Origin of the sequence: Bacillus sp. HMA207 (assembly GCF_003402455.1) — a bacterium.
Lineage (GTDB): Bacteria > Bacillota > Bacilli > Bacillales > Bacillaceae_G > Bacillus_A > Bacillus_A cereus.
The window spans coordinates 3,055,509-3,075,333 of record NZ_BEZT01000001.1 but is presented as its reverse complement, the minus strand read 5'-3'; the positions used below and the strand labels follow the sequence as shown (position 1 = coordinate 3,075,333).

Genomic DNA, 19,825 nt, shown 5'->3' with positions numbered 1-19,825 from the left:
GGTGAAGTAATGGAAAGTACAGAAAAGAAAGAAGCGTTAATGCGAATAAAAGCAGCTTCGAAAAATGAATTGTATCGAAAGTTATTTGACCAATATGGTACAGATTATTATTACGTTGTTGATGAAAGTGTAAAACGAAATATACCGTTTTTTTGGAAAAAGGATTATGAAATGTTAGTTGCTTTTCCAGAAGAAAAACAGGAAGAAGTGAATGAAGGTACAGCTCAATTTCATGAACAGTTAATGGATGTTGTGAATGATCCTTCAGAACAAATTGTGAAGGCGAATGGAATTCAATCAGTACTGCACAATTTAGAAAACGTAACGACTCCTATGTCATATGCGGCGATGCAAACAGGAAATAGTGAAGAATGGGCAAGAAAAAAAGAGAAACTATTAAAGCTGTTTGAAAAAGGAATTGTCGTGGTGAAACAGACGAAAGAAACGGAAGTAACGAAAAAGAAAAAAGTTGTGAAACAAGTCGTTCCACTAAAAAAAGAAGAAGTGGTTACAAAGAAAGAAAACCAAGAATCTGTACCGTTTATTATTCAAAAAGTAATTCGGATGCTAGAACAAAACGATGTGGAACAATATTTCATTCATGCATATGCTGAAAAGTTAAAAATAAAGTTTGAAAATGCAACGATGATTACGGAAGAAGAAGTTATCAGGTACATATTGGAAGATATGAAATCTCATTTCAATACGGAAAACGTCTTTGAAAAAGAAGTACAAACAATTGCATTAATCGGTCCAACTGGCGTTGGTAAAACGACGACACTGGCGAAAATGGCATGGCAATTTCACGGTAAGAAAAAAACAGTTGGTTTTATAACGACCGATCATTCGCGCATAGGGACAGTGCAGCAATTGCAAGATAACGTAAAGACAATTGGATCGGAAGTAATTGCTGTGCGTGATGAAGCTGCCATGACAAGAGCGCTTACGTATTTTAAAGAAGAAGCACGCGTAGATTATATTTTAATTGATACAGCAGGAAAAAATTATCGTACGTCAGAAACAGTGGAAGAAATGATTGAAACGATGGGACAAGTAGAACCAGATTATATTTGTTTAACGTTATCAGCTTCGATGAAAAGTAAAGATATGATTGAAATTATTACAAACTTTAAAGATATTCATATAGATGGTATTGTGTTTACGAAATTTGATGAAACAGCAAGTAGTGGCGAATTGTTGAAAATTCCAGCAGTATCATCAGCTCCTATTGTATTAATGACAGATGGCCAAGATATAAAGAAAAATATACATATCGCTACAGCTGAACATTTAGCAAAACAAATGTTACAAACATCGTAGAAAAGAGGTGAAGAATAAGGCGCTTGCCTTATTCAAACGAATATGAACGGTCTTTATATAGGTTCTATGGGCATGATGAATTACATGCAGCGCATTAATGTTCATTCGAATAACGTTGCAAATGCTCAAACGACAGGATTTAAAGCAGAAAATATGACGTCTAAAGTATTTGATGTACAAGACACATATCGCCGCGGAGATGGGGCGGTAACAAATATCGGTTCGGTCGATTACGCTGTAGTACCAGCTGCAACGCATGTGAATTTAGTACAAGGAAATATACAAATGACAAATAGCGCTACAGATTTCTTTTTAGATGACGGCGCGGCCGGCACAACATCATTTTTCGTTACTTCTAAAAATGATGAAACGTTTTTAACGAGAGATGGTAGTTTCACATTAAATAGTGATCGTTATTTACAAACATCTTCAGGTGCTTATGTGATGGATGTTAATAATGAGCGTATTCGTATTCCAGAAGGAGCAAAGGTTGCTGTACAAGCAGATGGTACATTATATGATGAAGTAACACAAAATAATATTGCTCGTTTGCAAACAAAAACAGTAGATGCAGAAACGAATGCACGTCTCGTGCAACGTGAAAACAAAAGCTTTACACTAGCAGAAGGAAACATTGCTAATTTACCGAACGGAACAGGAATAGTAAAAAATCATATGCTAGAAAATTCAAATGTAGATATGACGAAAGAGATGGCAGATCTTATGACAGATCAAAAGATGATTCAAGCATCACAGCGTGTTATGACGTCATTTGATAAAATTTATGAAAAAGAAGCGAATGAAATATTGAGATAGTGGACTCCTAATAAAGGAGTCTTTTATTAATTTTAAATATCAGAATTATCAATTGACTTTATGGAGCTTCTTTTTTATATTAGTAGGTATAACTATAACTACTAAAGAGGTGAGAGTATGGCAACGGCATTATATTTAGAAGATGCATACAAAACGAGTTGCGAAACAGAAGTGATAAGAGTAGAAGGGAATAAAGTATTTGTAAAAGAAACAATTTTTTATCCAACTGGTGGAGGACAGGAATGTGATACGGGTGTCATTGTACAAGATGGGTCTGTATTTGAAGTTGAAAAAGTAAAGAAGGAGCAAGGGGAAATAGTTCACTATATAAAAGATGAAGCACAAGTAAAGTTAGGTCCAGTTAAATTAGAGATGAATTGGGAAAGACGTCATAATTTAATGCGTCATCACTCTTTACTGCATCTTATCGGAGCTGTCGTTTATGAAAAGTATGGAGCTCTATGCACCGGAAATCAAATTTATCCTGATAAAGCACGTATCGATTTTAATGAGTTACAAGAGTTATCGAGCGTGGAAGTAGAAGAAATTGTTGAGGAAGTGAATAAACTTATTAAGCAAAATAAAGAAATTTCCACTCGTTATATGAGCCGCGAAGAAGCAGAAAATGCTGTAGGAATGATTAAAACAGCAATAAATCTCCTGCCAACTACCATCCAAGAAATCCGCATTGTTACAATTGAAAATTTAGACGAACAAGCTTGTGGAGGCACACATGTGAAAAATACGAGTGAAATAGGAACACTTGTTATTGATAAAGTAAAAAGTAAAGGGAAGCAAAATCGTCGTTTTGAAGTAAGGGCGATTTAGATTGTGAGGGGTTACCGATGGATGAAATTATAAAGGAGTTACAAAAGTTAGGATTTTCTCAGTATGAATGTAAAGCGTATATTGGACTACTAAAACATTCCCCAGTAACGGGCTATGAAGTGAGTAAACAAACAGGAGTACCTCGTTCTATGATTTACGAGGTACTCGGTAAGTTAATGGATAAAGGAGCAGTGCATATTGTACCTTCTGAACCAGTTAAATATGTACCAGTACCAGCTACCGAATTAATGAATCGAATGCGAAAAGACTTTGAAAAGTCCTTTGAATTTTTAGATGAGAAATTAAATTGTTTAGAACAAGAGCGACAAATAGATGTAATTTCGCATATTCGTTCAAATGATCGTGTTTTGAAAGAAATATGCAATATAATTAGTAGAGCTAAGGAAGAGTTATGGGTTTCTGTATGGGAAGAACAAGTGCATGAAATTGAACCATACATTCATCAAAAGGAAGAGGAAGGCGTACATATATTTTCAATCTTATTTGGAGCTCCAGAAACAAAAATAGGAGCGACGTTTCATCATAATTATATGACGCCCCACGTTGTTGAAAAGAGAATGGGTGGTCATTTAACTGTTATTGCTCGTGATGGAGAGGAAGTATTAATTGCGAACTTCTCAAATGATAGCACTTCATGGGCCGTTACAACGTATGACCCAGCGCTAGTTCTCGTTGCTACAGAGTATGTGCGGCACGATATTATGGTTGAAGAAATCACAAAGGAATTTGGAGCTGATAAGTTAGATACGTTATGGCGTGAAAATATAGATTTAGTTCATGTCGTAACAGGAAAACGAACTTTAGAAGGAATGGAGGATGATAGAGATGAGTAAAGCTCAGGCACATGTAGCTTTGCAGAGTGACGATACATTTCAGCAAGGAGTAAAAGATTGTTTACCAACTGTATTTGGTTATTTGAGCATCGGTATAGCAGCTGGTGTAATTGCAAAAACAGCAGGTTTTTCTATCATTGAAATTGCATTTATGTCGACTTTAATTTATGCAGGTTCTGCCCAATTTATATTAGCTGGTATGTATGCAGCCGGTGCTCCTGCTTCCGCAATTATTTTTACTGTGTTTTTTGTTAATTTACGCCATTTATTAATGAGTGCTGCCCTCGCACCGTACTTTACGAAACTACCTCTATTAAAAAACGTCATTATTGGTTCGCAAATTACAGATGAAACGTTCGGCGTCGCAGTGCAGCATGCAGCGCAAAAAGGATATTTAGGCGAAAGATGGATGATTGGGCTAAATGTAACGGCTTATTTAAACTGGATTCTTGCTACCATTATTGGTGGTCTGTTTGGTGAGTGGATACCAGATCCACATACATACGGGATGGATTATGCATTACCAGCGATGTTTATCGGATTATTTGTACTTCAGCTCATAAGTAGTAAACCAAAGCTAGCAATTCATTTAAGTGTTGCAATTGTAGCGATTATACTTGCATACGTTTCACACCTATTTATGCCAGATAGTATAGCGGTTATTATCGCAACCTTACTAGCTGCGACGATTGGAGTGGTGATTGAAAAATGGAAATGAGATTAGATGTATTATTACTTTTACTAGCAGCAGGAGCTGTTACACTCGTGCCACGTATTTTACCTCTACTCGTATTTAGCAAACTACAAATTCCAGACTGGGGTTTAAAATGGTTAAATTACATACCAATTGCAATATTAGCAGCACTTTTAGCACAAGTATTATTTATGCATGAGACGGTGCAATGGGATTACCTGATCGCAGCAATTCCAACATTTCTTGTAGCCATATATACTCGTAGTTTATTAGGTACAGTATTAACAGGAGTGGTTGTGATTATTTTGTTACGTTTCTTTTTCTAAAAAGGATTACGCTCATATAATAGCGAAAGGTGTAATAACATGAAAATATAGGGGTGGTGTTATGATACTTTTAACGATAGGAGCAATTTTGTTAACGTTGTTTATTTTCTTTATTATCGGTTTCGTTACGTTTATGATGTTTGTTGATAAGGCGACACCTCAAATATATTATACACCTTGTGAATCAGTGACAGTGAAAACTAAAGGTAAACATAGAAGGAAGAAAAGTTGAAAGTTGGCTTTTCTTCCTTCTTCTATTACATCCCCAAAAGAACTAACAACAATAACCCAAATAAAAAACTAATAAAGGAAAGAAGAACGATACATATGGAAAATACACGATTATTTCTCCATTCGCGCAAGAAAGTTATAAAACCTAAAATACAAAGGAAAAACCAAATGGGTAGGAATAGGAACTCACTAATTTTCTCGGGAAGTAACGCATAAAAAGTTGATAAATATAAAATCCAATTTGTAAAAAAAAATGCAAACGATAATAGATTGTAAGTAGGGCCGTTTGGAAAACTCCCCCTTTTTTACGGTTACGAAAATAATAGTTAGCACTGAGAAAAAGGCAATGAATATGAAAATAAGTAAGAGTAATGTAAGTGTCATTTACATCTCCTATATAAGAGTGTTTTTTACAAGAAATGAATCTATTACATTATATGCTTGTTTTGTAGAGTGCCCGTTATATTTTTCAGTGTACGGATTTAGAAATCCATGTTCACCGTGTAGTTGTTTTATTTCTAATAAAGGGTTATTCTGTTGCTGCAATGTTTGAATGAAAGCGGATACTGAAAAACTAGCTTCTTTTTCAGGGAATATAAGTAGTGTAGCGCATGTAGGCTTTATGTGAACATAGTCACGTATACGGGAACCGTAGCATCCGATAATAAAATCTATTTTCGGATTGTTACTACATAGCCATGAGATGGTAGCTCCAACACTAAAGCCGATAAGTCCAATATGTGTGTAACGACTAGAAAGATGAGTAATGAATGTTTCAATTTGCTTTTTTCCATCTTCAAATCCAATATGATTCATAAAAAAATGATATGCTTTTTCTTCATCAATATAATGAAATGCAGGTTGCGATTGTAGCAGATTAGGACAGAATACATCTATATGAGATGAAGTAAAGTGCTGGGTAACGTGATGCATATGGTCGTTCACACCATATATTTCATGAACAATAACGAGAGCTAATTTTTCCTTCATAGTTATAAAGTACCTCTATGAAACTTAATTTCTTTCTCAACAAGACAAATACGCAGGTGGAAGTTGTCATACCATTGCTCACGACCTCTTTTTTTCGCTTCTTTATGTAAGGTGTTCTTCTTCCAATTTTCAATCGCATCAAGTGATTCCCAATAAGAAATTGTTATTCCGAGTCCAGAATTACCTCGTGCACTTTCTACACCTAAAAATCCAGGTTGTTGCTTTGCAAGTTTCTCCATTTCTTCGGCAACGGTATTATAGTCAGTTGTATTATTTGATAAATTAGAAGTGAATATAACTGCATAATAAGGCTGGTTTTTTTCTAAATTAGATGCCATTATTTTTCCTCCTTAATGTATAGTACGAATAATTAATCCATAGTTTGTATTTTAGCAGGTCACAAAGAGAAAAGAAGTAGAAAATTCTTATTTTTTCAGCTCATGTAAAATAAAGAGTTGAAGAAATTTATAATAAGTAATCTGAAAGAAGAAAAATGCCACTTCAAAAGAGAAGTGGCATTTCTTATATTTCCTCTAAGCTATTAACTGGAACAGTTAATTCGCGTCCTGGGTTTTTTACTTCATATATGCGGGCGGTTTCATTGCTTTCATCGACGTGTTGAATCATAACAGGCATGCCTTGAAAATTGACATTGGCTTGTTCTGCTGACATAGAAAGCTCTTTTGCACGTTGTATATTCATTTATATTCCTCCCATCATTATTATCTTTGCTAAAAAAGAGGAATAATATACCATTTAGAGACATTCTTAAAGTTTTTGTATTATTTGTAATGTTTCTTTAATAAATGAAGAAAAGATGGAATCAGGATAACCATCTATCGTTTGAACTGCTTCTTTTGCTTCTTTCAGAGCAGCTGGTTTATCTTGAAGTTTTATATGACACAGGGCACGATAAGACCCAGCTGTTAATACCCACGATTGATCAAGTGGATGACTCATATAATCTGGTATGGTAGCGTGTTTTAATATTGCCAAAGCTTCCTTATAACGTTTTAAGCCATACAAAGATTTTCCTTTTTCAAGATAATATAATCCATCGTCTTGAAAGATTGGTTCATCTTTTAGTTTTTCTCGGAATTGTTCTAGATGTTCTAATGCGATTGTATATTCATTAGTAATTGTGTTGTAGTAGTAAGCTTTTAAAATATCAATAATCGCAATGGATAGAATATCTTCTGTAAAAATGGCAAATTGCTCCGATTTTTTTATGTAATATAAATACTGTTCTTTATCAGCTGTAATGACTTTTTGGTAAGATAAAATGCGATAAAATTCATCTGTTTTATAATACACTTGATGTTTTTTTGAAAATGCAAGTGCATCTAAAATGACTTTTTCACATTTTTCATAATTGCCGTATGCGAGTAAAATAATGGCTTCTTTTAAGTATAATTGTATATGTGTAATGAGATCCATTTCTAAATTCTTCGCTTTATATTCATCACGAATTGTAGCAATCATCTGTAAACATTCTTTATATTTTTTATGTTTGAAGAGCATATAGTAAAACAGTAGTTTCGTTTCAGTGCTTTCTCGATATAAAGTATATTTTTCAAATATAGAAACAGCAGTTTCAACGTAATATTCAATATGATAATCGTTCATAATAGTTGCTCCTGTTAGGAACTGTTTATATAAGCGAGCTGTATTTAAAGTAGAAGGTAGCTCTGTTTGAACGATAGGTAGTAAAGTCTTGTATACTTCATCGCATTTATTTGCCTTTATTAGTTGCTCCATTTTTTGAATGAGTTCTACAATTTCTCCTTCATCTTCTTCTAATAAAAAGCTCGTTTCACATTCAAGTTTTTCCGCAATATATTGTAATGTTTTCATAGAAGGTGTAGCTTTTCCATTTTCAATTTGACTAAGCATACTTTTTGTCAGTTCCGAACCTGCCAGTGCTGTTTGCGTAAGCTTTTTTTCTTTTCGTAATGCTTTAATTTTTTCGCCGAGAGTTGCCATATTGTTGCTCCTTTATATTTAAAAAGTTTAATTGTATTTAACTTTTTGTTGTGAAAATTGGAAAGTTGATTATATAATAAGTTTAACACAATTTAACTTTTAAGGGGAGAGAGTCAAAAATGGAAGATATAAGTATAGGACAACATGATTCAAGAATGAAGATTGCAACGAGAAATATCATTTTAATGATGATTGGAAAAATGACGTCTTTATTAGGCGCAGGTATTTATACGTTCGCAATGGGGTTATATGTATTAAAGACTACTGGTTCAGGGATGGGGTTTGCAACTACGCTCGTTTGCGGATCACTTCCAAGGATGATCTGTGGCCCAATTGCTGGTGCTGTAGCAGACCGTGTGAATCGAAAATGGCTTGTCATTGGTACTGATTTATTAAGTAGCTTAACAATGCTTAGTATGTTTATTCTTGCTACTATATTTGGACCATCACTTCTTTTTATTTATATTTCAGCAGCATTATTATCAATTTGTGCAAGTTTTTATTCTGTTGCATTAACTTCGTCTATTCCGAGTTTAGTAGATGAAGGACGTATTCAAAAAGCGAGTGCTTTAAATCAAACGGCGGCTTCTTTATCAAATATTTTAGGACCGATTATTGGCGGAGTTGTATATGGTTTCTTTTCAATTAAATCGTTTTTCCTATTAAATAGTATTACGTTCTTTTTAGCGGTTATTTTGCAATTATTTATCGTATTTGATTTATATAAAAAAGAAGTGGCTGAGAGTACAGAGCATTTCTTGACGAGTATAAAAGAAGGTTTTTTATATGTAAAAAGACAACATGAAATATATGGTTTAATGAAAATAGCATTGTGGGTAAACTTTTTTGCGTGTGGTCTAACAGTTGCACTTCCTTACATTATCGTCCATACATTGCATTTATCTTCAAAGCAACTCGGTACTGTAGAAGGAATGTTAGCAGTCGGGATGCTAATGGGAGCGATTGCTTTATCAGTGCGTAAAGAAGTGAATACTCCGTTTCGTTCTATTTATACTGGACTGTTTTTGTTTGCAGGTTTAAGTTTATGTACAGTCTTTCCGTTGTTAGTTATCATTCCAAAAGTAGCAAGTTTTATTTACTATATTGCTTTTATGATGTTAACTGGTATAGCAATTATGATTGTAAACATTCCAATGCAAGTACATATGCAAAAAACGACAGATCCGAGCTACCTAGGGCGTGTGTTTGGCCTGCTTGAAACAATTGCGACTGCAATCGCACCACTTGGTATGATTGTATATGGACTACTATTAGATATGTTGCCAACTAGCATTGTTATGATGACAATAGGCGGAGGGTTATTGTTAGTTGTATTAGTTGGAGTAAAGCAACATATGGCGAAAAAACAAGTAGATGTGTCCGCTTAAAAATAAGAAAATAATGAAAATTCGACTTATTATTATAAAAATGACCGAATTAGTATTTTAGTTTTTGAAACTCTTTTTCATGTATGTTACAGTATAGTGAGCAGGCAAAGAAAAGGAGACAACAGCATGAAAAAATTAAGTTTTGTTATGCTTTTTCTATTAGTCGTAATGGCTGGATGTAGCAATTATGACACATATATTGAAACAGGTATGCAATCATTGAAAGATGAAAAGTATAGTGATGCAACAATGTGGTTCGAAAAAGCAGAAAAAGAGAAATCAGGAAACGAAGCGAAATCATATAAAGAAGTTGCTGAGAAAATGGATCACGGAGCAACAGCATTAAAAGACGGTAAGTATTTAGAAGCGAAAGACATTGCAAATGAAGTGTTACAAAAGAAAAAAGATGATGAACTTGAAAAAGCTGTAACATCAAATGCAGAGAATATGCTTCAAAAAGCAAAAGATGTGGAAGAGAAAGTAAATGAAAGAGTGGCAAAGCGTAGAAAGGTAGAAGAAGAAGGAATCGATAAACTTATTAAAGCTGTCGATAGTATAGATGAAGTGAAAGAAAAAGAGAAGAAAGTATCAGAAGCATTAGATAAGGCTGAAGAGGCGCAAGCAAAAATTGAGGCAAAGAAAAATAAATAGATTTATAGTTTAAAAGGCTGTCGTGTATAACGACAGCCTTTTAATTTTTTGTTGTAAATGAAGTGATGCTTTGTAGTAAAAAAGAAATGATTTTAGAATTCCATCTGTCCTCATGATGAATCGTATAAATATTACGCTGAAATTCAAATTCAGGGATTGGTATATAGCATAGCTCATTTCGTTGTATTTCTTGCTCGATAGCAAGTTTAGAAATAAAGGCAATTCCATTACCATATTTTAAAATTTGTTTCATCGTTTCCAATGAGTCTAATTCAATTTCAGATTGGAATGTAATGTTGTGCGCCAACGTCCATTGTGTAAGTAAATCTCTCGTTGTAGATGGATTACGATGCAATAGTATGCGTTCCTTTTCGATATTTTGTAACGATACATTGTCTTTCTTTGAAAAATGATGTTCTTTGGAAAAGGCAAGAACAAGTGTATCGGGCATTATATTCGTTTGTTTTAAAAGTGGTTCATCAAATGGAGCAGCGGAAATTATCCCAAGATCGATTTCGTGATTTTGTAGCATCATTCGAATTTCAGGGGCTGTTTTCACTAGTAGCGTTATTTTTATATTGGGAAATTCGCATTGAAATTGATGAACGACTTCTGGCAAAAGATAAGTCGCTGGTACATAACTAGCGCCGATTGTTATAGCACCTTTATGAAAATCTTTAAACTCTTGCGTGACACGTCTAGCTTCTTTCATAAGCGCATCTATTTTACAAGCATAATGGTGCAAAGCCTCACCAGCCTCTGTTAAGAAATACCTTCCAGAACGTAATTCAAATAAAGACACACCGAGTTCTTCTTCTAAGCTTTTTATATGAAATGTAATAGTTGGTTGTTTAACGCCAAGTTTTTCTGCAACGATTGTAAGCTTTTTGTATTTCTTAATAAGTACTACAATTTCTAATTTTAAGAGATTCATTATGAATTGCCGCCTTTTTTATTTTAACTATAGAAAAAATTTATAGAAATAAATAGTTTATTAGAAGTTTTTTAATTTAATCTTTACAGTACATTAACATTGAGTATAAATCTTCCATATAGAATGAAAGCAGGTTAAGAATGAGGGGAGAGAGGTGAAGCAATGGATATTACAATTAGTGGATTAGAAAAGACATTTGGAAAAATACAGGCGTTAAAGCCGTTGCAGATTGTAATGAAACAAGGGGAATTCACTACACTTTTAGGACCTTCGGGGTGTGGGAAAACGACTTTGCTTAGAATGATAGCAGGACTTGAAGAACCGGATAAAGGAGAAATATATTTTGGAGACCAGTGCATGTATTCTGCTACAAAAAAGATAAAGACATCTCCTCATGAACGGAATATCGGTATGGTATTTCAAGATTTTGCTTTATGGCCGCACATGACTGTTTTTGAAAATGTTGCATTTGGTTTAAGGGCTACAAAGCAAACGAATCATTTACGAGAAAAAGTAGAAGATGCGATAAAGCGAGTTCGCCTGCAAGGTATGGAGAAACGGTATCCACACGAACTTTCTGGTGGACAGCAACAACGTGTCGCATTCGCTAGAGCAATTGTAACAAAACCTCATTTTATTTTGTTTGATGAACCGCTAAGTGCACTCGATGCAATTTTGCGAGAAGAAATGAGAATAGAGCTTATGGATATCGTTCATTCCATTGGTTTAACTGCACTGTATGTCACTCACGATCAAACAGAAGCAATGTCAATGTCAGACCAAATTATTGTCATGAAACAAGGAGAAGTATTACAAAAAGGAACACCGGAAGATATTTATGTGAAACCGTCTCATGAATTTGTTGCCAAATTTGTTGGTAAGGCGAATTGGCTTGTAGAGGGTGAAAAAATGATTCGTCCAGAGCATGTGAGTTGGACAAAAAATGATGTGTGCGAAATGTATACAGGTGAAATTCAGCACGTTACATATGTAGGAGAACGTTATGAAGTGAAAGTAAATATGGGGACTTTAGGCATCTGGACAGCCTATCACAATAGTAAGCTAAGCATCGGGAAACCAGTATCGTTATATGTACCAAAAAAATGTATTCATCATATAGGGGGAGAATCGTATGAAGAAATTCAGTTCGCTTAAGTCTTTATTTGTATGTACTTTACTATTTTCTACTGTAGTAACGGGTTGTAGTTCAAAGACAGGTAATGCAGATGCAAAAAGTAAAAATACGAATGAAAAGAAAATTGTTGTATATAGTGCAGGGCCAAAAGGATTAGCAGAAAAAATTCAAAAAGACTTTGAAAAGAAAACTGGTATAAAGGTGGAAATGTTTCAAGGGACAACTGGTAAAATTTTAGCGAGAATGGAAGCTGAAAAGAAAAATCCAGTCGTTGACGTTGTCGTACTCGCTTCCTTACCAGCGATGGAAGGATTAAAGAAAGAGGGTCAAACGTTAGCTTATAAAGAGGCGAAACAAGCTGATAAGCTGCGTTCTGAATGGTCAGATGATAAAGGACATTATTTCGGGTATAGTGCTTCAGCATTAGGGATTGTGTACAATACAAAAAATGTGAAGACAGCGCCTGAAGATTGGAGCGATATAACGAAAGGAGAATGGAAAGGGAAAGTGAATCTTCCAGATCCAGCACTTTCAGGTTCAGCTTTAGATTTTGTAACAGGATATGTGAAAAAGAATGGAAAGGATGGATGGAATTTATTTGAGCAGCTTAAGAAAAATGAAGTTACAGTAGCAGGAGCAAATCAGGAAGCGTTAGACCCAGTTGTAACAGGTGCGAAAGATATGGTAATTGCGGGTGTTGATTATATGACGTACAGCGCAAAAGCAAAGGGTGAACCTGTTGATATCGTATATCCAAAAAGCGGAACAGTTATTAGTCCACGCGCAGCGGGGATTATGAAGGATAGTAAAAATGTAGAAGGCGCAAAAGAGTTTATTGATTATTTATTATCCGATGATGTACAAAAACAAGTTTCTAAAGCGTATTTATTGCCTGGTAGAACAGATATAAAAGCTGAAAATAGACCAAATGTAGAAGAGATTCCAGTATTAAATATTGATTGGAAAACAGTTGAGAAAGAGCAAGATGAAATAGGAAAACAATTTAAGAAAGTATTTCAATAAGATGGTGATTCCATGGTAAATCGATTCGTATCAGTAAGACAAGTTGGAATGACGGTAGCGTTATTACTTGTGGCGATGTTAATCGTCATTCCACTTTTTCTTATTTTATTTTCTAGTGTATATGAAAATAGCAGTTGGAATTTTTTAAAGCCTTTTGAAGTGATGCAGAGTGGTGGATTAGCTGGGATTTTTCTGAATTCGATGCTTCTAGGTGTACTCGTTGTAATAGGAGCTACAATATTTGCATTTCCATTGGCGTTTATTATGAGCAAAACAGATGTAGGAAAGTATAGTAAGTTAGATATTGTTTTTATGATTCCATTTATGACACCGCCGTATATTGGATCAATGGGCTGGATTTTGTTCATGCAACCTAACGGCTATTTTGAACAATTTTTTCCGATGCTAAAGACAGTTTCATCATCGTTTTTTAGTTTAGGAGGTATGGTCTTAATTATGAGTCTGCATTTATTCCCATTCCTTTATTTCATGCTGAAAAACACGTTACTTCAGATTGGGAGTAGTAAAGAAGAAGCTGCAGCAGTTCATGGCGGAAGTTTTTTCTATCGTTTAAGAAAAATAATATTGCCGTTATTAGTATCAAGTTATGTAATGGGTGCTTTACTCATTTTTGTAAAGACGATTGCTGAATTTGGAACACCGGCTACATTCGGACGTAGAATAGGATTCCACGTGTTAACATCAGAAATCCATAAATTTATTTCGAGTTGGCCAATTGATTTTAGTAGTGCAACAGCATTATCTTCTTTATTACTTAGTGCTTGTATGCTCATTTGGTATATGCAAAATGTATTGAATCGAAAGTATTCATATGCAATGGTTAGTGGAAAAGGTGTGAAATCTAAAAGATATACTTTGTCTATATTTACGCGCGTTGTAGCATGGATGTATGTAATTGGTTTATTAATCGTATCAATTGGAATTCCATACTTTTCTATACTTATTGCTTCTTTGTCAAAATTAAGAGGCGGCGGTTTACATGTAAATAACTTTACAACAAGCCATTATGAGGCATTGTTTACAATAGGATCTCCGGGATTAGAGGCTTTATGGAATAGTTTTCTTTTTTCACTCGTAACAGCGATTATCGCGGTAATGATTGGAGTCTTTTTGGCACTTATGATTCGAAAGGGGAAAAAAACCTCTGAAAAATGGCTTGATATGTGCGGTATGTTACCGAATATGGTACCAGGAATCGTTATGGTTGTAGGTCTTATTCTATTTTGGAATTCACCATATATGCCTATGTCAATTTATAATACACCAATCATGGTTATCGTAACGTATGTTGTTCTGTTTTTACCTTACACGGTGCAATATGTAAAATCATCACTCGGACAAATTGATGATTCTCTCATGCAGGCAGGAAGTGTTTTTTCTGGAAATTATATTTATATTTTTAGAAAAATAATATTGCCTCTTATTATCCCAGGTATTCTTGCCGGATGGGCGATGACATTTACAATTTCGATAAGGGAGTTAGTAGCATCGCTTCTCGTACTACCTCCATCAGTAGAAACGTCAGCAACATTTATTTTTGCTCAATTTGAACAAGGAGAAGTATCTATTGGAATGGCGATGGCTGTCGTTTCAGTTGGACTTACAACACTATGTTTATTATTTCTGCAGCATATGGAGCAAAAACGAAAAGGGGTAGCATGATGAGGGTAGAAGTATGGGGAGGAGCAGGAGAGTACGGTCGCTCCTGCTATTTTGTAAAAAATAAAGAGACGAAAATAGTATTTGATTGTGGTATTAATCGATCTTATGAGGATAGTTATCCAAAAATAGAGAGGGAAGTTGTACCGTTTTTAGATGCAGTATTTTTATCACATATTCATGAAGATCATACGATGGGTTTACCTTTATTAGCGAAGTATGGATATAAGAAAAAAATTTGGACGACTCGTTATACGAAGGAGAAACTGCCGTTATATTATGAAAAATGGAGAAACTATAATGTGATGCAAGGGTGGAATTTACCTTATAGCGACCAACACATAAAAGATTTAAATTATGTATGTATTGATGAGATTAGCAATCCAAATGAATGGGTACAAATTACTCCTACATTGCGGTTTCAATGGGGATATAGTGGGCATGTATTAGGAGCTGTTTGGTTTTTAGTTGATATGTGTAATACATACGTATTTTATTCAGGCGACTATTCAGCAGAGTCTAATATACTACGAGCTAATTTACCTGAGAAATTGGGCCACAATATAAAAGTTGCAATTGTAGATGCCGCTTATCACACAGAGGATGTTTCGCAAAATGAAAGATTAGACGATCTATGTGCAGAAATTGAACGAGTTATGCAAAATAAAGGAATAGCATTATTACCGCTGCCACAACTTGGTAGGGCACAAGATATAGTATTGTATTTATATGAACGATATAAAGAATTTCCGCTTATAGTAGATAAAGAAATTTTGGCTGGGTTTGAAGAGATGTTCGTATATAAAGATTGGATAAAAAATAATGAAGAACTTAAATGGGTTATGGAGAGTTTAAAAAGAAACATAATAGTGATGGATAATGATATTAGTATGCAAAATAGTTACGGAATAGTTGTAATGAGTGATGCGAATATGCAAACGAAACGAGCGCAGTTATATTATGAACAACTTCGGAATGAAAAACGGAATGCCGTTATTTTTACTGGGCATATTGCGAAAGGGAGTTTTGCAGAAAAAGTTTTGAAAGAACGTGTAGATAAAGAATGTAGGATGAAGCGAGTGCCATATAAAGTTCACCAAAGTATAAGAGATGTAAAAGAGATGTTAAATGCATTATCACCAGAACATACGGTGTTAGTACACGCATTGAAAGAGGATACGGATCGATTACAGAAAAAGCTTAGCACGGAAGGGTATGAAAATGTATATTCACTTACTATGGAAGGTATAGAAGTCATTTGAAATGTAAAGGGGATAGGTATATGAAAAGAGTATTTGTATTCGTAAGTGTTTTCTTTTGTTGTTTCCTTTATAACGTTAAGGAAGGATTTGCCACTAGTCCAATGACACCTAGTTTTGAAGTGAAGTTATTATTAAAGCCAGAACAAGTACTAGGTCCTAACAAAGAGATGAAGCAAGATGTACTAGAGCATTTCCAGGCTGGTACAAATTATGAAAGAATACAAGTACAGTTTTTAGATACGGCAAATAAAAATTTAAGTAATGAGGGCTGGTTTGCTAGAATACGAAAGAAAGAATTTAGTAAAGATTTTGAGCTAACATATAAAAAAAGATACCCTATTCAAAACGGTGTAATTCAAGATGCACTAGAATTGGCTAAAAAAGATGGATTTGATAGTAAAACTGATAATTATGAGGCAGAAATAGACTGGGGATTTGAGAAGAAAACGTTAAGTATTTCAAATAAGAAAAGTTACAGTGCGAAAGGATATGAAGTACTTGATTTACCAAACGAAAAAGCTGCTCAAAACATGTTAATAGAAAAATTACCAGGGAAAATGAACAAATGGTTGTATACAAATTGGGGAGAAGAGATGTTAAAGAATTCCCGTATTTACGGTCCTGCATTAATGAAGCGATATACAGGAGATTTTGAAAACATAAAAGCAAATATTGAAATTTGGCCATTAAGTAATACTGGGAAATTAGAAGATGACTTCGTAATAGAAGTGTCATTTAAAACAAATGAAGAAAGTATTGCGACAAAGCAAAGGGAATTATTAATAGCGAGTTTAGAGAAAAAAGGCTGGTTGTTACCGAAAGATAGTTTAAAGACAGAGCTTATTTTTCAGTAAATAGTAAAAAGGAATCCATATGCCATGGATTCCTTTTTATATATGAGTATTAAGCTAAATCAGCTGACACGAACATATCACTATTTTGAAGGTTTTTAGAGCGTAAACTATAAGCAACTACCTTCTTTTTATATTGTTTTACAACATCAACATGCTCTTCATGACTATAAATATAAAATGTAAAATCTTTTTTGCCACGTTTTGCATTAATAATTAAAGGAGTACCCTCATTATGTGGTGGTGCATAATAGCGATCTAAAAATAAACCTTCGTTAAAATCATGAATAATTTTTGATTTCTTTTCGCCTACTAAGTTATTTCCGTTCATTGTAACAGTCACATTCTCTTCTTCGAGTTGTGGATGTGTTTCAAAGCGACTAATAATGGATTCAATAACAGAGTTAGGAAGGCTAGAAACGATAATTTTAAATGCTCCAAATACAACTAACATTACAATAAACCAAGTCGTCATAGTATATCATCCCCTTTATTCTATTTAATAATATAACTCATATGGTAATAGTACATATGGTGAAGTTTTGTATAATTTGTGAAAAATATGCCATTTTCACGAACAAAATGTTAGAAAAATCAATTTTGTTACAAAAAGTTGAAATCGAAGTATTTTAAAAGAAAAAGGTTTATAATAAAAATATAACTAATAACCACATTACTAATTATAAGGAAGTGTAACTATGAGTACTGTAGCAATCGTATATGGTATTATTCTTTCCACAATTATTGTTTTGTTTTTTGTTGGGGTTTCACGTTATATTCATAAATGGAAAGAAGGCGTTGCGAAATTAAATCACATTGAAGAAGAACTTAGTGATTTAATGTTACATCATGGTAAGTAAACATTTATTTTTTAACTAAACAATGTGAAGGATATCACAAAACATGCTTTCCTAATGAAGGCATGTTTTTTTGTTGTTTAAGAAAAGAAGTATTTTTGTATAAATAATCTAATTATTACTTAAAAAGGGAAATTTATTTAGTATAATATATAATATGTTTATTTTAGGGGGAGTATCATGAGGGGATTAAAAGTTGTTGGAATTATAGCTGGAATTACTATAGTAGGCTGTATAGCTTTCTTTTCAGTGAAGGAATATGTCAATTCCAAAGAAAACTCTAATTATGTGCTAAATTACATAAAAGAACATAAGGATGATAAAACAACTTCTTTAATTGTTAAAAGAAATGGTGAAACATTGACATCAATAAATGAAAAAGAAAAACTACCGCTAGCAAGTATGTCGAAAATCGTTATAGCAATTGAATATGCTAAGCAAGTAGCTGAAGGGAAAATAAGAAAAGACGAGCAAATTTCATTGATAGAATTAGAAAAATACTATGTGAAAAATACTGATGGTGGTGCACACCCTGCATGGCTAGATGATGTAAAAGTTAAAGAGTTAGTGAAGGGTGGTCAAACTTCTTTAGAAGAAGTAGTGAAAGGAATGATCCATTATAGTTCGAATGCGAATGCATCATATTTATTAGACAAGCTTGGAGCAGCGCGGATAAATGAAAGTTTGAAAGAGTTAGGCTTAAATAGTCACGATGAATTTTATCCAACGTATACAGGGGCATTATATATGAGGGGCTATGTTGAAAAAGAACTGCATATTCCTCAAAATAAAGCATTGGACAAGCTACGTAATATGTCTAATGATGAATATGTTAAGCATGTATGGCAAATACATGAATGGATGAAAGACGAGAAAGAATGGACAAAACGCGAGATATCTTTAAAAGCCGATATGGACTTTCAGCGTATTTGGTCAGATCGGTTTATAGGTGCAAATGCGAAGGATTACATGAGTTTACTGGAAAAGATAAATAGCAGAAATTATTTTACACCACAAATGCAAGGTGAGATTGAGAATATATTTAAAGGAACCGTAGGAGAGGGTATGTTCGAATTTGCTGGACAGAAAGGTGGTTCTACGGCATTTGTATTAACAAATAGTTTCTATGGTACTGATAAAAAAGGGAATAAGATTGAGATTGTCTTTATGATGAACAATTTGAGTGAAAAAGCATTTGAAAAGCTTCTAAGTAATATGGATTACTTTATTCGAGATATTGTCATAAGTGAGGAATTCAGAAATAAATTATAATGAAATAATTTTATTATGTAAACAAAGGGGCACTTATGAAAAGTGCTCTTTTGTAATACAGGATTTTCCAATCTTATTATTGAATATAAATTGAAAATAAGAAAGGAGGTTGAAAAATGACAACAATATATTTCGTTCGCCATGCCCATTCTACATATACAAAAGAAGAACGGGAACGACCTTTATCTGAAAAAGGGCACTGTGATGCAGAGAATGTAACACATTTATTAAAAGATAAACATATTGATGTTGTTATTTCTAGTCCGTACAAAAGAGCAATCCAAACTGTACAAGGAATTGCGAATACATATAAATTATCAATACAAACAGAAGAAGATTTGCGTGAAAGATTATTGAGCACAGAGCCAGTATCAAATTTTAATGATGCTATCGAGAATGTGTGGGAGGATTGGAGTTTTGCATACGAAGGCGGAGAATCGAATGATATCGCACAAAGGCGCGCTGTAATATGTATGCAAAATATATTAAAACAATATGAAGGTAAGAATATTGTAATAGGTACGCATGGAAATATTATGGTATTACTCATGAATTATTTTAATTCGAAATATGATTTTGAGTTTTGGAAAACACTTCATATGCCTGATGTGTATAAATTAAATTTTGATAAAAATCGTTTCATTTCTGCTGAAAGAATAGAGAAAACAGGTCATCGGTTAAATATTTTGTAAAAGTTTATCAAAAAAAGAGGAAAGAGAGAAGTTATTGT

General features: G+C 33.9%; 24 protein-coding genes and 1 pseudogene. 18 read left to right on the top strand and 7 right to left on the bottom strand.

The genetic code is table 11. The annotated features are described in order from the left end of the window. Positions 1 to 9: 9 nt before the first annotated feature. From flhF to HMAS_RS15795, 7 genes are all read left to right on the top strand, one after another. Positions 10 to 1,320 carry a flagellar biosynthesis protein FlhF gene (flhF, locus tag HMAS_RS15825; protein ID WP_000446166.1) on the top strand — a complete coding sequence of 437 codons (1,311 nt, stop codon included), beginning with the start codon at positions 10 to 12 and terminating at the stop codon, positions 1,318 to 1,320. A gap of 42 nt (positions 1,321 to 1,362) precedes the next feature. Beyond that, positions 1,363 to 2,136 carry a flagellar basal-body rod protein FlgG gene (locus HMAS_RS15820; protein ID WP_001013938.1) on the top strand — a complete coding sequence of 258 codons (774 nt, stop codon included), beginning with the start codon at positions 1,363 to 1,365 and terminating at the stop codon, positions 2,134 to 2,136. Between the two features lie 117 nt (positions 2,137 to 2,253). Then, on the top strand, positions 2,254 to 2,964 hold the full coding sequence (locus tag HMAS_RS15815) for an alanyl-tRNA editing protein (protein WP_116344919.1): 711 nt from the start codon (positions 2,254 to 2,256) through the stop codon (positions 2,962 to 2,964). A gap of 17 nt (positions 2,965 to 2,981) precedes the next feature. Next, complete coding sequence (locus HMAS_RS15810; protein WP_000343362.1) at positions 2,982 to 3,818, top strand: TrmB family transcriptional regulator; 837 nt, start codon at positions 2,982 to 2,984, stop codon at positions 3,816 to 3,818. Next, on the top strand, positions 3,811 to 4,536 hold the full coding sequence (locus HMAS_RS15805) for an AzlC family ABC transporter permease (protein ID WP_048558355.1): 726 nt from the start codon (positions 3,811 to 3,813) through the stop codon (positions 4,534 to 4,536). The genes HMAS_RS15810 and HMAS_RS15805 overlap by 8 nt, the downstream gene beginning before the upstream one ends. Next, positions 4,527 to 4,838: an AzlD domain-containing protein gene (locus HMAS_RS15800; protein ID WP_000425946.1), complete on the top strand. Its 312-nt coding sequence runs from the start codon at positions 4,527 to 4,529 to the stop codon at positions 4,836 to 4,838. Before HMAS_RS15805 ends, HMAS_RS15800 begins: the two co-directional genes overlap by 10 nt. A 61-nt stretch (positions 4,839 to 4,899) precedes the next feature. Continuing rightward, entirely contained in the window at positions 4,900 to 5,070 is a 171-nt protein-coding gene (locus tag HMAS_RS15795; RefSeq protein WP_000602244.1) for a DUF3951 domain-containing protein, read from the top strand. Between the two features lie 25 nt (positions 5,071 to 5,095). Here the strand turns inward: HMAS_RS15795 and HMAS_RS15790 are convergent. The 5 genes and pseudogenes from HMAS_RS15790 to HMAS_RS15770 form a co-directional block, all read right to left on the bottom strand. Further along, positions 5,096 to 5,453: pseudogene (locus HMAS_RS15790) on the bottom strand (hypothetical protein). 9 nt (positions 5,454 to 5,462) lie between these two features. After that, complete coding sequence (locus HMAS_RS15785) at positions 5,463 to 6,059, bottom strand: dienelactone hydrolase family protein (RefSeq protein ID WP_044306854.1); 597 nt, start codon at positions 6,057 to 6,059, stop codon at positions 5,463 to 5,465. Between the two features lie 2 nt (positions 6,060 to 6,061). Continuing rightward, the gene (locus HMAS_RS15780) at positions 6,062 to 6,397 is read right to left on the bottom strand and encodes an antibiotic biosynthesis monooxygenase family protein (RefSeq protein WP_044306855.1); all 336 of its coding nucleotides are present in this window, start codon (positions 6,395 to 6,397) and stop codon (positions 6,062 to 6,064) included. Positions 6,398 to 6,581: 184 nt separating this feature from the next. After that, on the bottom strand, positions 6,582 to 6,761 hold the full coding sequence (locus tag HMAS_RS15775) for an H-type small acid-soluble spore protein (protein ID WP_001025737.1): 180 nt from the start codon (positions 6,759 to 6,761) through the stop codon (positions 6,582 to 6,584). A 66-nt stretch (positions 6,762 to 6,827) separates the two neighbouring features. Beyond that, positions 6,828 to 8,042, bottom strand: coding sequence for a helix-turn-helix domain-containing protein (locus tag HMAS_RS15770; RefSeq protein WP_044306856.1), 1,215 nt, complete (start codon positions 8,040 to 8,042; stop codon positions 6,828 to 6,830). Between the two features lie 119 nt (positions 8,043 to 8,161). Between HMAS_RS15770 and HMAS_RS15765 the strand changes: the two genes are divergently transcribed. Both HMAS_RS15765 and HMAS_RS15760 read left to right on the top strand, forming a co-directional pair. Continuing rightward, a complete protein-coding gene (locus tag HMAS_RS15765) occupies positions 8,162 to 9,430 on the top strand; it encodes an MFS transporter (protein WP_000389503.1) in 1,269 nt (422 codons plus the stop codon). Between the two features lie 126 nt (positions 9,431 to 9,556). Further along, a complete protein-coding gene (locus HMAS_RS15760; protein ID WP_000736438.1) occupies positions 9,557 to 10,081 on the top strand; it encodes a DUF4398 domain-containing protein in 525 nt (174 codons plus the stop codon). Positions 10,082 to 10,121: 40 nt separating this feature from the next. On the opposite strand, the gene HMAS_RS15755 is transcribed toward HMAS_RS15760, so the two are convergent. Further along, on the bottom strand, positions 10,122 to 11,015 hold the full coding sequence (locus HMAS_RS15755; RefSeq protein WP_001050612.1) for a LysR family transcriptional regulator: 894 nt from the start codon (positions 11,013 to 11,015) through the stop codon (positions 10,122 to 10,124). 162 nt (positions 11,016 to 11,177) lie between these two features. Between HMAS_RS15755 and HMAS_RS15750 the strand changes: the two genes are divergently transcribed. Genes HMAS_RS15750 through HMAS_RS15730 form a run of 5 tightly spaced genes read left to right on the top strand, consistent with a single transcriptional unit; the run spans position 11,178 to position 16,969 of the window. After that, complete coding sequence (locus HMAS_RS15750; protein WP_000355541.1) at positions 11,178 to 12,170, top strand: ABC transporter ATP-binding protein; 993 nt, start codon at positions 11,178 to 11,180, stop codon at positions 12,168 to 12,170. Beyond that, positions 12,148 to 13,173 carry an ABC transporter substrate-binding protein gene (locus HMAS_RS15745; RefSeq protein ID WP_069604197.1) on the top strand — a complete coding sequence of 342 codons (1,026 nt, stop codon included), beginning with the start codon at positions 12,148 to 12,150 and terminating at the stop codon, positions 13,171 to 13,173. The genes HMAS_RS15750 and HMAS_RS15745 overlap by 23 nt, the downstream gene beginning before the upstream one ends. Before the next feature lie 12 nt (positions 13,174 to 13,185). Further along, a complete protein-coding gene (locus HMAS_RS15740; RefSeq protein WP_061113452.1) occupies positions 13,186 to 14,856 on the top strand; it encodes an ABC transporter permease in 1,671 nt (556 codons plus the stop codon). Then, positions 14,853 to 16,115, top strand: a complete 1,263-nt coding sequence (locus HMAS_RS15735; protein WP_061113453.1) for an MBL fold metallo-hydrolase — start codon at positions 14,853 to 14,855, stop codon at positions 16,113 to 16,115. The genes HMAS_RS15740 and HMAS_RS15735 overlap by 4 nt, the downstream gene beginning before the upstream one ends. A gap of 20 nt (positions 16,116 to 16,135) precedes the next feature. After that, entirely contained in the window at positions 16,136 to 16,969 is an 834-nt protein-coding gene (locus HMAS_RS15730) for a hypothetical protein (RefSeq protein ID WP_070179189.1), read from the top strand. 49 nt (positions 16,970 to 17,018) lie between these two features. Here HMAS_RS15730 and HMAS_RS15725 read toward each other — a convergent pair whose 3' ends face one another. Further along, on the bottom strand, positions 17,019 to 17,441 hold the full coding sequence (locus tag HMAS_RS15725) for a YfmQ family protein (RefSeq protein ID WP_000214579.1): 423 nt from the start codon (positions 17,439 to 17,441) through the stop codon (positions 17,019 to 17,021). 41 nt (positions 17,442 to 17,482) lie between these two features. Here HMAS_RS15725 and HMAS_RS15720 point away from each other — a divergent pair, with 41 nt between their 5' ends. The 4 genes from HMAS_RS15720 to HMAS_RS15705 all read left to right on the top strand — a co-directional run bounded on the left by HMAS_RS15720 (position 17,483) and on the right by HMAS_RS15705 (position 19,787). Then, complete coding sequence (locus HMAS_RS15720) at positions 17,483 to 17,599, top strand: hypothetical protein (protein ID WP_012593193.1); 117 nt, start codon at positions 17,483 to 17,485, stop codon at positions 17,597 to 17,599. A 65-nt stretch (positions 17,600 to 17,664) separates the two neighbouring features. Further along, complete coding sequence (locus HMAS_RS15715) at positions 17,665 to 17,826, top strand: hypothetical protein (RefSeq protein ID WP_000108701.1); 162 nt, start codon at positions 17,665 to 17,667, stop codon at positions 17,824 to 17,826. Positions 17,827 to 18,003: 177 nt separating this feature from the next. Next, positions 18,004 to 19,095 carry a serine hydrolase gene (locus HMAS_RS15710; RefSeq protein WP_116344918.1) on the top strand — a complete coding sequence of 364 codons (1,092 nt, stop codon included), beginning with the start codon at positions 18,004 to 18,006 and terminating at the stop codon, positions 19,093 to 19,095. Between the two features lie 116 nt (positions 19,096 to 19,211). Continuing rightward, a complete protein-coding gene (locus HMAS_RS15705; protein WP_000208262.1) occupies positions 19,212 to 19,787 on the top strand; it encodes a histidine phosphatase family protein in 576 nt (191 codons plus the stop codon). The last annotated feature ends 38 nt before the right edge of the window (positions 19,788 to 19,825 follow it).